General features: G+C 65.0%; 14 protein-coding genes. 3 read left to right on the top strand and 11 right to left on the bottom strand.

Annotated features, from left to right (window positions below; genetic code table 11):
* Positions 1 to 163: 163 nt before the first annotated feature.
* The 3 genes from CS1BSM3_RS05740 to CS1BSM3_RS05730 form a co-directional block, all read right to left on the bottom strand.
* A complete protein-coding gene (locus CS1BSM3_RS05740) occupies positions 164 to 973 on the bottom strand; it encodes a class I SAM-dependent methyltransferase (protein WP_072386062.1) in 810 nt (269 codons plus the stop codon).
* A 131-nt stretch (positions 974 to 1,104) separates the two neighbouring features.
* Positions 1,105 to 1,509 (bottom strand): hypothetical protein, encoded by a 405-nt coding sequence (locus CS1BSM3_RS05735; protein WP_083528329.1) that lies wholly within the window; start codon positions 1,507 to 1,509, stop codon positions 1,105 to 1,107.
* Between the two features lie 172 nt (positions 1,510 to 1,681).
* A complete protein-coding gene (locus CS1BSM3_RS05730) occupies positions 1,682 to 2,077 on the bottom strand; it encodes a VOC family protein (protein WP_072386061.1) in 396 nt (131 codons plus the stop codon).
* A gap of 282 nt (positions 2,078 to 2,359) precedes the next feature.
* On the opposite strand from CS1BSM3_RS05730, the gene CS1BSM3_RS05725 reads away from it, so the two are divergent.
* Positions 2,360 to 2,680 (top strand): hypothetical protein, encoded by a 321-nt coding sequence (locus CS1BSM3_RS05725; protein ID WP_244540432.1) that lies wholly within the window; start codon positions 2,360 to 2,362, stop codon positions 2,678 to 2,680.
* A gap of 91 nt (positions 2,681 to 2,771) precedes the next feature.
* On the opposite strand, the gene CS1BSM3_RS05720 is transcribed toward CS1BSM3_RS05725, so the two are convergent.
* Both CS1BSM3_RS05720 and CS1BSM3_RS05715 read right to left on the bottom strand, forming a co-directional pair.
* Entirely contained in the window at positions 2,772 to 3,134 is a 363-nt protein-coding gene (locus CS1BSM3_RS05720; protein ID WP_072386060.1) for a hypothetical protein, read from the bottom strand.
* Between the two features lie 130 nt (positions 3,135 to 3,264).
* On the bottom strand, positions 3,265 to 4,560 hold the full coding sequence (locus CS1BSM3_RS05715; RefSeq protein WP_072386059.1) for an Nramp family divalent metal transporter: 1,296 nt from the start codon (positions 4,558 to 4,560) through the stop codon (positions 3,265 to 3,267).
* Between the two features lie 177 nt (positions 4,561 to 4,737).
* Here CS1BSM3_RS05715 and mntR point away from each other — a divergent pair, with 177 nt between their 5' ends.
* Positions 4,738 to 5,181: a manganese-binding transcriptional regulator MntR gene (mntR, locus tag CS1BSM3_RS05710; RefSeq protein WP_072386058.1), complete on the top strand. Its 444-nt coding sequence runs from the start codon at positions 4,738 to 4,740 to the stop codon at positions 5,179 to 5,181.
* A gap of 41 nt (positions 5,182 to 5,222) precedes the next feature.
* Here the strand turns inward: mntR and CS1BSM3_RS05705 are convergent, their stop codons facing one another.
* The 6 genes from CS1BSM3_RS05705 to CS1BSM3_RS05680 all read right to left on the bottom strand — a co-directional run bounded on the left by CS1BSM3_RS05705 (position 5,223) and on the right by CS1BSM3_RS05680 (position 12,006).
* A complete protein-coding gene (locus CS1BSM3_RS05705; protein WP_072386057.1) occupies positions 5,223 to 6,830 on the bottom strand; it encodes a DUF3300 domain-containing protein in 1,608 nt (535 codons plus the stop codon).
* A 357-nt stretch (positions 6,831 to 7,187) separates the two neighbouring features.
* Positions 7,188 to 8,690 carry a tripartite tricarboxylate transporter permease gene (locus CS1BSM3_RS05700; RefSeq protein ID WP_072386056.1) on the bottom strand — a complete coding sequence of 501 codons (1,503 nt, stop codon included), beginning with the start codon at positions 8,688 to 8,690 and terminating at the stop codon, positions 7,188 to 7,190.
* A gap of 10 nt (positions 8,691 to 8,700) precedes the next feature.
* The gene (locus CS1BSM3_RS05695; RefSeq protein ID WP_072386055.1) at positions 8,701 to 9,180 is read right to left on the bottom strand and encodes a tripartite tricarboxylate transporter TctB family protein; all 480 of its coding nucleotides are present in this window, start codon (positions 9,178 to 9,180) and stop codon (positions 8,701 to 8,703) included.
* 77 nt (positions 9,181 to 9,257) lie between these two features.
* The gene (locus CS1BSM3_RS05690; protein WP_072386054.1) at positions 9,258 to 10,235 is read right to left on the bottom strand and encodes a Bug family tripartite tricarboxylate transporter substrate binding protein; all 978 of its coding nucleotides are present in this window, start codon (positions 10,233 to 10,235) and stop codon (positions 9,258 to 9,260) included.
* Between the two features lie 239 nt (positions 10,236 to 10,474).
* A complete protein-coding gene (locus CS1BSM3_RS05685; protein ID WP_072386704.1) occupies positions 10,475 to 10,969 on the bottom strand; it encodes a c-type cytochrome in 495 nt (164 codons plus the stop codon).
* Between the two features lie 248 nt (positions 10,970 to 11,217).
* Positions 11,218 to 12,006, bottom strand: a complete 789-nt coding sequence (locus tag CS1BSM3_RS05680; RefSeq protein WP_072386053.1) for an oxygen-binding di-iron domain-containing protein — start codon at positions 12,004 to 12,006, stop codon at positions 11,218 to 11,220.
* 174 nt (positions 12,007 to 12,180) lie between these two features.
* On the opposite strand from CS1BSM3_RS05680, the gene CS1BSM3_RS05675 reads away from it, so the two are divergent.
* Positions 12,181 to 12,753, top strand: a complete 573-nt coding sequence (locus CS1BSM3_RS05675; protein WP_072386052.1) for a TetR/AcrR family transcriptional regulator — start codon at positions 12,181 to 12,183, stop codon at positions 12,751 to 12,753.
* Position 12,754 lies beyond the last annotated feature (1 nt).

Here is a 12,754-nt window from a genome sequence, read left to right as displayed (position 1 = left end):
TGTCCCTCATCAGGTCGACCGGCCTGTGGATTTTGTTTCGGATGCACTCAGAATGCAACGACTTACCCCGTTGCATGACCCGGGCCTTCCGAAGGTCTGTAGCGGGTCATAAGCGGAAGCAGTCGCCGCGCGGCGCCATTGATTCCGCAGCGGATCGGGTGAGCTACCCCGGCACCTTGCCCTTCACGACCCACGCGGTGGCGGTATAGGAGCGGGGACCGTCGGCTTCGCCATCGAGGTAGGCCCGTTCGACACCTTCCCGGACCCTGACTCTGTCGCTGGCAGACAGTGTGCCGACATACTCGGCAATCGGCCCGTCCTTGCCCTCATTGGGGGCCCAGAAATCGGCGAACGACGCGAAATCCATGCGGATGGTCACCATGTCCTGGACGACATCGGTGAGCCCGGCGCTCTTCCAGGCGCTCTCCAGCTCGCCGGGACGGGACATCGGCCGCGTATACATTCTCTTCCTGCGCTCCATCGCGCCCGGTTCGATGGCAGCGGCCGTATCGAAGAACAGACGGTAGGCGACGAAGCCGCCGCGCGCATCCCATGTCGCCGCCGCTACGGTGCCGCCCGGTCGTGTCACGCGGCGCATCTCGCGCACGGCCAGCTCGGGCTGAGGGATGAACTGCAGGACCAGCATCGAGAATGCATGGTCGAACGAGCCGTCGGCGAAAGCGAGTGCGCAGGCATCTCCCTGATGGAATGCGATCCGCGGATCATTGCTGCGGCTGCGGGCGTAGTCGACATAAGCGGACGAGAAATCGACGCCGACGACGGCGCCGATGCGGGAGTTTTCAGCGAGCGCGAAGCTGAGGTTGCCCGTGCCGCATCCGACATCCAGCACGCGGTCGCCGCTCGCCACACCTGCGAACGCGATGAAACGTGGCGCCAAAATGCGGCTCCATCGGCCCATCTGTATCTCGTAGCCAGTGCCATCCGCCGCAACGAAGGTCGAAGAGGCTGCCATGTCGGCTCCAGCGAAATGTTTGAATGAATACGCCAAGGCTCGAAGCATAGCAGGCTGGCGGTGCTCACGCATCCAAACGTCCGTAGGGGGCTCACTGACTCATGAAACGGCTATCCGTTCGTTATTCAGCCTCACACCCTCTCCGCCGCGAACAGCCCGGAGTACTGCGGCCAGTAGGCGCGGATCAGGAGGAGGCTGCACACGGCCAGGAGAACTGCGATGGGCAGGCCCTGCGGGTTCAGGAACAGGTGGAAGCCGACGATGACGGTGATCACCGGCAGGATCAGTGCAAGGCCGAAGGCCGGTGCGCGGTTGGCAAGGAGGCTCAGCCCGCCGATCAGGTTCACCATCTTCAGCAAGGGCCACAGAAAGCCGCTGGCAATGAGAGCCGCTTCGAACTGCGCGGCTTGGGGCGTTTTCGGCGGATGGATGAGGTTCTGCCCCGTCGCGATGAAATAGAAACCGTCGACGGCGCTCAGCAGGAAGAGCGCACCGACTGCCACGCGCGGCAGCGTAACGCTGAAAAACCTCATCATGTGATCCCCCGTCGATGAGATGGATCACTGCCTGCGACTGCCGCCGGCAGTGCCGGCGCTTGCGAGGGCGCTCGGAAGCGCTAGAAACCAGACAAGCGCCGGCACCGGCAATGATCCGCGATGTCGCAGAGACGGCATCCCGCCACTCGGCTCAGAGGCGGCTGCGGGCCCGCTACGGCAGGTTGATCTGCCAGGACACGCCGAAGCGGTCATTGCACCAGCCGAACTGCTGCGAGAAGCCGTAGTTGTTCGGCGGCATCAGATCCAAGCCGCCTTCCGAGAGCGCCGCGTACAGCCGCTCGAATTCCGCCGCGTCCTCGCACTGGACGAAGAACGACGTCGAGGGCGTGAACGTGAAGGCGTGCTTGACGTAGCTGTCGGACGCCATGACCTGCCGGCCGTTGAGCGTGAAGATCGCGTGGATGACGGAACCTTCCGGGCCCGGACCCTGCGGGCCGTATTTGCTCATCTGCACCATCTCGGAATTGGGAAAGAGCGACATGTAGAAGCGCATGGCCTCTTCCGCCCGGCCCTCGAACATCAGGAACGTCGTGATCGATTGCGGCATGGGTCGGGATCCTTTTCGTTGCTGCGTGGGCGCGCGTCGCGGCGCAGGATCGCGGCACCATAGGGGAGGAGAGGGTCGATTGTGAGACGGCCCGCCAGAAGGGCGTGCGAGGCGGCAAGTTCCATGGGGTGCATCCCCGTGGCGAAGCCTGGGTGGCTCACGGATAATCATGCGTGCTAGTGAAGCACCGCCGGCTCTTAATTATTTTTCCTGATTTACCTAGCTCCGTGGACGCCCAATCGTGCAGCATTTGTGGACATTGAGCTTGCGCAGGGGCTGCCCATGGCGAGCAATGAGCATGTGGCCGGAGCGTTCGTCACGGGCTGCCGCCCGCTGGAAGCGGGCACGTGGCGGTGCGGGATCATCTGTCTAGCCCTGGGCCTCGGAGCCGGAGGCGCCTGTCTCGCCCAGGAGACGCCCGTGGGCATCCTCATGGCTCACATTCGCATGCAGGGGTTCGCCTGCGACGAGCCTCGCAACGCCGAGCGTGACGCAAAGGCGTCGAAGCCGAATGTGACGGTCTGGGTCCTGAGCTGCGGAAACGCCAGATACCGCGTGACGCTCATTCCAGACATGAAGTCGCGCGTCGAGGTCATCAAATAGCAGCGCGTCCTCAGCCGAAGCCGCGCTGACACCGCGCGAACCCCGACCCGATCGCCGAGCTGGCGCGTCGTGAAGGGCGGGCGTGCGCGGATCAGGCCTTCTTCAGAGGCCCGTGGTCGTCGCAGTGATCGCCGTGCGGATGGTGCAGGTGGCCTTCGACGAGGTAGTCGACATGATCGCCATGCGGCACGGCTTCGTGTCCGCAGCCGGGCCCATGCACATGATCCGGGGCGTGCCCGGCGCAGCGATGGTGCGGCGTGCACCGGTCGGGGTTCTTGTCCGTGACTTCGATCACGTGCTCATCGACGTGGTCGCCGTGCACGTGATGAAGATGCCCGTCGTGCAGGTAGTCCACGTGATCGCCGTGGTGGACGGCGGTGTGGCCGCACTTGGGGCCGTGCACGTGAGGATGATGGGAATGCTGGGAATGTTTCGAGCTCGTGGGGGTCGCCATGAATTACCTCGCCGCTTGAACAAGACTGCCCAAAGGCCTGTGGCGCTGTGAGAAGCAGCCTGCTGCACTCTAACCCTCGCTTTGCATGAACGAGCGTCAGCGAACCTCAACTTTTCGCGATGCCGGCGCGTCAGTTGGCGCCGAGGCCGGGAATTTGAACGCCGAGCGAGAGCAGGATGAGAATTGTGTTCAGGCCCAGCACCGCGGACGCGCCGGCAAGGGTCAGAGCACGAAGCGCGGGACCTGGGAGGTACGCACCCATGATGTCGCGTCGGCTCGTGAAGATGATGAGCGCGATCATGGGGACGGGGAGCACGAGGCTTAGAACGACCTGGCTCAGGACGAGCGCGTCAGTGGCGTTCACGCCGATGGCGGCGACGACGAAGGCAGGAACCATGGTCACCAGCCGCCGCAGCCATATGGGCACGCGAACGTGCAGGAAGCCTTGCATGATGAGCTGGCCGGCCATGGTGCCGACGACCGAGCTCGAGATGCCGGATGCGATGAGCGAGATGAGAAACACGCCGGCGGCTGCCGATCCGAGCAGTGGCGTCAGCATGTGATAGGCGCTCTCGATCTCCGCAACATCCTTGTGCCCGGCGTGGAAAGCGCCGGCCGCCATCATCACCATCGCGATGTTGATGAGCCCTGCGATGGCGAGTGCAATGACGACCTCGATATCCGAGAAGCGCACGAGCGCGCGCCGTTCACGCTCGTTGCGGATCGGCGCCCGGTTCTGCGTGAGGCCAGAGTGGAGATAGATGGCGTGCGGCATGATGGTGGCGCCGATGATGCCGACCGCGATCATCAGGGCCCGGTTATCGGGAATGGAGGGCGCGACCATCCCGCGCGCAGCACTGCCCCAATCGATGGGGGCGATGACGAGCTCGACGAGATAGCAGAGCCCGATCGCCGCGACGAAAAAGGTGATGATCAGCTCCATGGGCCGGAAGCCGCCGCGCTCGAAGATCAGCAAGCCGTAGGTCAGGAACGCAGTAATCCCCATGCCGGCGAGCAGGGGCATCTTGAAGAGGAGCGCGAGCCCGATCGCGCCGCCGAGAAACTCGGCGAGGTCCGTCGCCATGGCGGCGATCTCGCTCGCCGCCCACATGGCCCACACGAGCGGTTTCGGAAAGTGATCGCGGCAGAGCTCGGCCAGGTTCTTGCCTGTCACGATGCCGAGGCGGGCAGAAAGGGCCTGGAAGAGCATGGCAATGAGATTGGCGAGCACCACGACCCACAGGAGGGCATAGCCGTAGCCCGCGCCCGCCTGGATGTTCGTCGCGTAGTTGCCGGGGTCCATGTAGGCGACGGACGCGATGATCGCAGGGCCGGCGAAGAGCAGAGCCGAGCGCAGCCCGCGCACTTCGCCCGAAAGAGCCAGCGTGATCCGGCTTCGTGTGCGATCTGTCAGAGATTGTTCCATCGGTGCCGCGCCCCGGCAGGGCTATTAATCCACTGACTAATAAATGTAGCCTATGCTTCATTATTTTCAATCGGAGACAATAGGACGCATGGGATGGGTTCTCACACAAGGGCCGCCGCTGTACGATGCGGGCCAGCCAGGGTGGACATTCAGCAAGGTGCAGGGGAGGAAGCCGAAATGCCGCGCCAGGGCAAGGAAGGTCGAAAGATCGACGGAGCGCGATTGCCGGAGCGCTTCGGGCGCGCCCGTGCCGCCCAGGCCATGGCGCTCACGGAGGACTACGTCGAGCTGATCAGCGATTTGATCGCCGAATTCGGAGAGGCGCGCATTGCGGATATTGCGCAGCGCGTGGGCGTCACGCATCCGACGGCCACCAAGGCCATCGCGCGGCTGAAGCGGGAGGGTCTCGCAAGCTCACGCCCTTATCGCGGCGTCTTTCTCACCGATGCGGGGGCGGCACTGGCCGAGCGCGTGCGCGCGCGCCATCGCATTGTCGTGGATGTGCTGGTGGCGATCGGCGTGCCGCGCGAGACGGCCGAGCTGGATGCCGAGGGCATGGAGCACCACGTGTCCGACGCGACGTTGAAAGCCTTCAAGGCGTACCTGCGGAAGAAGGCGTGATCGCAGGGCGGTGCGTCGGTCTCGGCGCGCCGCCCCGCATGTCATCGAACGGAGGGCAAGGCGCGCGCCGCCCCCGGAATCTGACCGCCCCGGGCGATCCATTCGTCATAGGACTGGAACTTCAGTCCGAGCTTGCCGTAGTCGACGCTGAGGACGCCGTCAGAGCCGCGCATGACCGCCGAGGGCGCAATCTTCTGCACCTCCTGCGCCATCACGCCGACATAGGTCTTGGTGCCGCCCGTATAGGCGAAGCGATACCAGCCGAGCCCATTGCCGAGGCGGCCCAGAAGCACAATGTCGTGCTTGACCCTGATGTCGGAGTGACGTCCGCCGCGTCCACCACCGCCGCGGAAGCCTCCGCCGCCTCTGAAGCCACCGCCGAAGCTGCGGCCACCGCCGCCGAAGCTCCTGCCGAAGGATCTGCCGCCACCCCGCGGTCCGAAGCTCTGACGCTGCACACGGGCGACGTTACGTGAGCGCTGCTGCACGTTCCGCGCCGAGCGATTTTGCGTCGTGCGCCTGGCCTGGTTCGCCCGGTTCGTCTGCGCCGTGCGCCTCGCCTGGGTACCCTTGCCCTGGGCTGTGCGCTTGCCCTGGCCGGCACCCTTTTGCGCCGTACGCTTGCCTTGGGCCGCGCCCTTGCCTTTGGCCGCCTGCTTGCCACCGCCCTTGGCGGCCTGCCTGGCTCCGCCCTTGGGCCCGCCCGCCTGCTTGCCGCGATCGCCGGCCCCCTTGGCTCCCTTGGCGCGGTCACCGGGACGCCCTGTGGCACCGGCGAACTGCTGACGAACCTTGGGGTTGTTGTAGGCAACGCCGCGGCGATGCTGGGGATTGTGCCGCCAGTGCTCGACGCGGTCGCCGCGCCTGAAGTCGAGGTTGCGGTCACGCCAGTCGATGTGGCCCCACCAGCCGCCTGAGGCCCATCGCCAGAGGGCGTAGGCGGTGCCGAAGGCTATGCCGGTCGCGATGATGCCGCCGGGCAGCCAGTAGTCATCGGGGTAGTAGTAGTCCGGCGGATAGTCCGGATAGGGCCACGCTCCATAGACGACCGCGGGATCGTAGTAGGGTACGTAGACCGTGTTGGGGTCCGCGGAGTCGATCGCAATGATCTGCGTCCCGCCCTCCTTCGTGACAGTGACGTTCTGCTCCTTGGTTGTCTTGAGCTTGTCCGTCGCCTGGGCTCTTGCGCGCAGACGCTGGACGGCATCCATGACGTCCCCTTCCTGCGCGAGGACGGCATCGCCGAGCCTCTGCGTCCAATCCAGCTTCTTGTTCATCATCGCCAGTACGGACGGCGTCGGGATGAGCGATTTGACGCTATCGTCCCAGCTCTGCTTTGCGAGCGCCGCACTCAGAGCATCGCCCTTGAGATCCTTGTTCTCCGTGACCCAGCGATCGGCCTGCACGATCTCGAGCGGGTAGGTCGACGCCATCAGAACCTGCGCGAGCAGGGCATCCGGGTAGAGCGCGATCGGCGCGACGAGCGCCTCGAGCTGCTCGCGCCGCAGAAGGCCCTCGCCGGGACTTGCTGTTGGCGGACTTGCCGTCGGTGGTGGGCTTGCCGCTGGAGGGGGTGCCGGCTGGGGTGTGGTCTGCGCGTGCGCACTGAGGGGAAAGACCAGGAGAAGCAAGAGCACTAAGACAGGCATTGGTTCGCCCTCTTGTGGCAACAGTGAACTCGATGACAACGCCGCGCGCGCAAGCGCGAGCGGCGCAGATAAGTGGGCGCGCCACAGGGGATGGTCGCGCCCACCGGGCCCGAGCCCCGGCGTGTCTGGCACAGGCTCTGGGCTCTAGGAGCGGGCTTTAGAAACAGGCTTTCGAAGTCAGCACGTTGAGCCGTCTAGGTATTCGCGCTCGAACAATCCGCCCACAATCGGGACAAACCCCCAAGCTCATCCCGGTCCGCCCTCAGACAAGAGGGATGACGCAAGGGCGTCGTGCCCGCGGGAACCACAGGCCGAGGTGTGGAGAAGATTGTGGTGCGAGGGGGCTCGGCGCGTCGCCTAAGCCCCTTCGGCGCTCGCGCGTGCCTTGGTCCGGCGGGCAAGCCACCAGGGGAGCAGCACGATCAGCACGGCCATGACCCAAAGCGAATTCGAGATGGTGCTCTGGAAGAGGATCGAGATGTCGCCGCCGGAGAGCGCGAGCGCGTTGCGCAGGTTCGTCTCGAGAACTTTGCCGAGAACGAAGCCGAGGATGATCGGGGCCATGTCGAAGCCCTGTTTCCTGAGCGCCCAGCCCCCGACACCGATCGCCAGCATGAGCAGCACGCTCATGACGCTCGAGTAGGCCGTGTACACGCCGAGGATGGAGAGGAGCAGGATCGCCGGTATGAGCCAGGTATTCGGCACCTGCAGCATCTTCACGAAGATGCGCACCATCGGGATGTTCAGGATCAGCAGCATGATGTTGCCGATGTACATCGACGCGATGAGGCCGCCTGCGAGCTCGGGCCGTTCCGTGAAGAGCTGCGGGCCCGGCGTGATGTTGTAGAGCATGAGCGCGCCGAGCATCACGGCTGTCGTGCCCGACCCGGGCACGCCAAGCGTCAGCATTGGCACGAATGCGCCGCCGGCTGCTGCATTGTTCGCGGCCTCAGGCGCCGCGAGCCCGCGCATGTCGCCTTTGCCGAACGTGCCCTTGTCGAGGAGGCGTTTCTCCGTGGTGTAGGCGACGGCGCTTGCAACGGAGGCGCCAGTGCCCGGCAGCACGCCGATGATGAAGCCCGAGACCGAGCTGCGGATCGTCGGCCACCAGCAGGCCTTTATGTCCGACCAGCTCGGGAAGCCCTTGCCGATCGGAATGGGCTTCAGAGTGCCCTTGAATTGATGCTCCAGCATCAGCAGGATCTCGCTGATCGAGAAGAGGCCGATGACGATGATGATGAACTCGATGCCGTCGTGCAGCTCGGGCTGATCGAACGTGAAGCGATAGGCGCCGGAGGTCGGATCGAGACCGATGGTCGTGAGGAGAAGGCCGATCAGGCAGCCGATGAGTGTCTTCACGGGCTCAGCGCCGACCATGGAGGCCAGCGTCGCGAACGCGAACATCATGAGCGCGACGTACTCCGCAGGGCCGAACCTGACCGCGAAGCTGCCGAGGAGTGGCGCAAAGAATGTGAGGCCGACGACCGCCAGCATGCCGCCGACGAACGACGTCAGCGCGCTCATGGTCAGAGCCTCGGCACCGCGGCCCTGCTTCGCCAGCGGATAGCCGTCCAAGGCCGTCATGACCGCGCCGGCGTCACCTGGAACGTTGATGAGGATCGACGTGATGCGCCCGCCGTACTCGGCGCCGTAGTAGATGGCTGCGAGCAGGATCATGCAGCTCTCGGGCGGCAGCTTCATGGTGTAGGCGATCGGCAGGATCAGCGCGATGCCGTTGATCGGACCGATCGCGGGGAGCGCGCCGATCAGCGTGCCGAGGAAGCAGCCGAGGAGCGAAAGGAGAAGATTGCTCGGCGTGAGGGCGACGGCGAAGCCGGTCCACAGATAGTCGAGTGACATGGAGAGCCCCTCAGCCGGGAAAGAGAAGTGAGCCAGCGGGAAGATAAGTCCCGAGGCCATACTTGAAGAGGAGGAACCAGAAGGCGGATTGTGCAGCACCTATGGCGATCGCCGACATGGCGGAGGCGCCGAAGAGGTAGGCGGCCCAACCACAGACGATGAAGGCGGTGGCAAGGAAGCCGATATAGTCCATCAGCCCGATGGCGATCGCGGTCACCGCGATGAGGCCCACCGCGCTCCGGAGCAGCTCGGAGCCCGGCCACGGGTCGGCACTGCCGGGGCGGAGGAAGTACCAGGTTCCGCAGACCGCCAGCGAGGCCGAAAGAATGTAGGGGAAGGCCTGGGGCCCGAGCGGATCGGACGAGAAGGCGTACTCGATCTGGCCCGTGGCAATGGCCAAGACAGCGGCAAATACCAGCAGGACCGCAGCCGACACGCGGCCGCTGAGTCCGTCCTGCCGGTGCCCATCCTCGTGAGAAGAATCGGACAAGGCTGCCTCCCGGAATGAGGGTGAGCGCGATGGAGGAACGTGCGCCTCCCTCCGGGCGGAGAGAGGCGCACGAGAGCTTATTTTATGAGGCCGGCTTCCTGGGCGAGGATCTTGAAGCGGGCAACGTCAGCTTTGACGTGATCCGCGAAGGCCTTGCCGTAGGACGGGAAGGGATAGAGGCCGCGCGCCTCCTGCTCCTTCTTGAAGTCGGGTGTCTTGCTCAGCTTCTCGAGCGTCTCGACCCACCACTGGTAGTCCGCATCCGACACCTTGGGGCCGACGTAGAGACCGCGCCAGACGGTCCAGAGGATGTCGTAGCCCTGCTCCTTCGCCGTCGGGATGTCCTTGGCATCGCCCGTCAGGCGCTCCGGCGACATGACGGCGAGGATGCGAACCTTGCCGGACGTGTGGTGCGGCATGAACTCGGCGACGTCGCTCGAGCCGATCTTGACGTGCCCGCCGAGCACGTTCGTGACGACGGGGCCGCCGCCCTCGAGCGCGATGTAGCGCATCTTCTTCGGATCCTGGCCGGCCGCCTTGAAGATGAGCGCGGCCTTCATCCAGTCCTGGCTGCCGACGGCGCCGCCGCCTGCGACCGAGAAGTCCTGCGGCTTGGCTTTGATGCCTTCGATGAGGTCCTTGAGCGACTTGTACGGGCTGTCCTGCGCCACGATGACCGAGCCGAACTCGGCGCCGAGCGCCCCGACCCAGCGGACGGCGTTCTCGTCATGGGCGCCGAACTTCTTCTGCGCGAGCAGAAGGGCCGAGCCGGTGGATGCGGCGACGACCGTGCCGGCCTCGCCGGGACGCGTGCCGATGATGTGATTGTATGCCGTCGCGCCGACGCCGCCTTCCATGTAGGTGTACGCCATCGGCGTCTCGACCAGGTTCGCCGACTGCAGCGTGCCCCCGAGAAGCCGGCAGGTCAGATCGAAGCCGCCGCCCGGCTTGGCGCCGACAATGCACTCGGTCTTGCCAGGCTTCGCAACGACCGGCGAGCCGATGAGCAGCACTGTACACGCGGCAGCCATTGCGCCGGTGAGCTTCCCTAGCATTGTTTCCTCCGGGAGTTAACTTTGAGACTGGTCGGGCAGGTCCGCTCGTCTCTCGGGCGCCGTTTGATTTCTGTCAAGATCTCTCGCTCCGGGCCGGCGTTTGCGTGCGTCGCCCAGAGGCACGGGATCCACACAATCGACCGAACGGGGTGGTGTGCAGGTGTTCAATTAGATCGGGCAATTGGATCGGGCGTGGCCGCCAAAAGGAGCCACGCCCGCCAATGATCGAGGCTCGGGCCTTACTTTTTGGCCGTCGCGGCAGCCGGCGGGACGACCTTCATCACGAAGGACGTCGGCGCCTCGCTGGGGCCGAAGGGGCCCGGCACCTTGTTCTGGATCGCCGGCAGGCTCCGCAGGTAGGCGACGATCGCATCGGCGTCCTCGCGCGTGAGGCTCGCAAAGGCGTGCCACGGCATGATGGGCGCAAGCACGCGGCCGTCGGGCCGCTTGCCCTCGGTGAGGGCGACGCGGATCTGCTCCGCCGACCACTTGCCGAGGCCCGTCTCTTTGTCCGGCGTGAGATTGGGACCATGGAACACACCAAGGCCCGGGATCTCGAAGCCGACCTCGGAACCCGAGAGAAAGCGCTGCATGTCCGGCTTGCCGAAGAAGTAGCCCGGTGTGTGGCAGTCATTGCAGCCCGAGAAACCCGCAAGATACTTGCCGCGGGCAATCTGTGCATCTTGCGCCGCAACGGGCCCCGGCGGCAGTGCGATCGCCAGCACGGCTGCCATGGTTCCGAGCGCCGCCAGAAGTGCGGTGCGCGCGCCGCGCGACGGACGCGGCTCGCCTTTCGTCGCGTGAGACCTTGCCTTGAGTGTCATTGGAGCTTCCCCGTTCGCTCTTCATTTTTATGCTGCCTGTCCCAGCGTTGCGCTGGGGGCGCGCGCTCTAGTGTCCCGATTCCGAAGTTCGCCCCACCTCGATGCTGGTGTCGCGAGCGAACGTCGGAATCAGAGGGGACACTAGAATCGAAATCTTGCTAGTGCGATTCAGATCGAGAAATTCGCTCGGTGCCGTGGCCCCGGGATGTGGCGAATTTCTCGATCATCACACTAGCGCGCCGGTCATAGTCGTCCGCCAGTGTGCGCAACGCCGCACCACCATCGCCCATGAACGATGGGCCGTGCATGAGCGCGAGTGTGCGCGGTGCGAGCGCGGCGAGCTCGCGCAGCGTCCTGCCCATGCAAGGATTGAGGGAGGAATATTGGAAGAGGTCCTCGCCCGCGATGGCCGGGCCGACGATGTCGCCGTCCGTAAGTGCGGGGCCATTGCCGAGCTGCGTGAAGAGGTCGCCGCACATGAGCGTGCGCGTACCTTCCTCGTACAGAACGCCGGCGTCCCAGCCGTGCGGCGTGTGCGGTGTATCGATAAAGCGCACGCGCTTGCCGCGGCCGAGATCAATGACTTCGCCGTTGCTCAACGCGCGCGAGGGACGGTCGGCGAAGTCGTTGAGCGAGACCATGCAGCCGGTCTGGCCGTGGGCTGCAGTAGCGTTGGGCGCAATGGCGAGCCACTCGTTCATGGCGCCGCACTCGTCGGCCTCGAAATGACCGAACGTTATCCACCTCAGGCGCTCCGGTGGGATGATGCGGCTCAGCGCCTCGCGGTTCAGCGCGAACATCTTGCGCAGGCCGGTGTGGAACATGAGGGGTTCTTCTCCGAGCACCAGGAACTGATTGAACGTGAAGCCGGCGGGCGGCCCGATCTCGGGCACGAAGGTCGAAAGCCGGAATATGCCGTCTGCGATCTCGCTGACTGTCGTGGTCATCGCTTTTCTCCAGGCAAAGTAGGGATGTTCGCCGCAGCGGTGTGCCGCGGACGTGATGGTGGACGTGCAGGCAATTTCGTGATACACATATGTGTATCTAAATTAGGCGGGGCGTGTAGCGGAACCGGGAGCTGTTGTCAATATGATTGCACGTATGTGTGCAGTGGAATTTTCATGACGCGCGCATATAATATGACGAAGCGCGCCGATCAGCAGGCGGAAACGCGCCTGCGCATCGTCGAGGCCGCGATCGATCTTCACGGTACCGTCGGCCCGGCGCGTTCGAGCTTCAGCATGGTTGCCGAGCGCGCGGGCGTGCAGCGCCATACGCTCTATGCGCACTTCCCGGACGAGCGAAGTCTGCTCATGGCCTGCTCGAGTCTGCATCTTGAGCGCCAACCGCTGCCCGATCCCGAGCCGTGGCGCGCGATCGGAGATCGCGACGAGCGGCTGCGCATGGGGATCGGGGCGCTGTACGGCTGGTACGCGCGCAATGAGGCTCTTGCCGGGTGCGTGCTGCGCGACATCGAGGTCAATGAGATCGTCCGCGAGGTTGCGGGGCTCCGCATTGGAGCGCCCATCGCGGCGTGCGAGGGCGTGCTCGCAGCCGGGTTCGGCAAACGGCAGAAGGCCATGCTGCACCTCGCGTTCGATTTCTACACATGGCGGTCGCTGGTGCGCGCGAGCGGCCTCAAGACGAGCGCGGCCGTGGAGACGATGGTGCTTGCGATCAACGGCGTGAAGTGAG

Source organism: Hyphomicrobium sp. CS1BSMeth3, from assembly GCF_900117415.1.
Taxonomy (GTDB): domain Bacteria; phylum Pseudomonadota; class Alphaproteobacteria; order Rhizobiales; family Hyphomicrobiaceae.
Note: the sequence above shows the minus strand (reverse complement) of the source record. Positions and strands in the feature narration are given on the sequence as shown.

Excerpts from the sequence above, each read along its gene's own strand:
- CS1BSM3_RS05740 (WP_072386062.1), bottom strand. The coding sequence starts at position 973 with ATGGCAGCCTCTTCGACCTTCGTTGCGGCGGATGGCACTGGCTACGAG.
- CS1BSM3_RS05735 (WP_083528329.1), bottom strand. The coding sequence starts at position 1,509 with ATGATGAGGTTTTTCAGCGTTACGCTGCCGCGCGTGGCAGTCGGTGCG.
- CS1BSM3_RS05730 (WP_072386061.1), bottom strand. The coding sequence starts at position 2,077 with ATGCCGCAATCGATCACGACGTTCCTGATGTTCGAGGGCCGGGCGGAA.
- CS1BSM3_RS05725 (WP_244540432.1), top strand. The coding sequence starts at position 2,360 with ATGGCGAGCAATGAGCATGTGGCCGGAGCGTTCGTCACGGGCTGCCGC.
- CS1BSM3_RS05720 (WP_072386060.1), bottom strand. The coding sequence starts at position 3,134 with ATGGCGACCCCCACGAGCTCGAAACATTCCCAGCATTCCCATCATCCT.
- CS1BSM3_RS05715 (WP_072386059.1), bottom strand. The coding sequence starts at position 4,560 with ATGGAACAATCTCTGACAGATCGCACACGAAGCCGGATCACGCTGGCT.
- mntR (WP_072386058.1), top strand. The coding sequence starts at position 4,738 with ATGCCGCGCCAGGGCAAGGAAGGTCGAAAGATCGACGGAGCGCGATTG.
- CS1BSM3_RS05705 (WP_072386057.1), bottom strand. The coding sequence starts at position 6,830 with ATGCCTGTCTTAGTGCTCTTGCTTCTCCTGGTCTTTCCCCTCAGTGCG.
- CS1BSM3_RS05700 (WP_072386056.1), bottom strand. The coding sequence starts at position 8,690 with ATGTCACTCGACTATCTGTGGACCGGCTTCGCCGTCGCCCTCACGCCG.
- CS1BSM3_RS05690 (WP_072386054.1), bottom strand. The coding sequence starts at position 10,235 with ATGCTAGGGAAGCTCACCGGCGCAATGGCTGCCGCGTGTACAGTGCTG.
- CS1BSM3_RS05685 (WP_072386704.1), bottom strand. The coding sequence starts at position 10,969 with ATGGCAGCCGTGCTGGCGATCGCACTGCCGCCGGGGCCCGTTGCGGCG.
- CS1BSM3_RS05680 (WP_072386053.1), bottom strand. The coding sequence starts at position 12,006 with ATGACCACGACAGTCAGCGAGATCGCAGACGGCATATTCCGGCTTTCG.
- CS1BSM3_RS05675 (WP_072386052.1), top strand. The coding sequence starts at position 12,181 with ATGACGCGCGCATATAATATGACGAAGCGCGCCGATCAGCAGGCGGAA.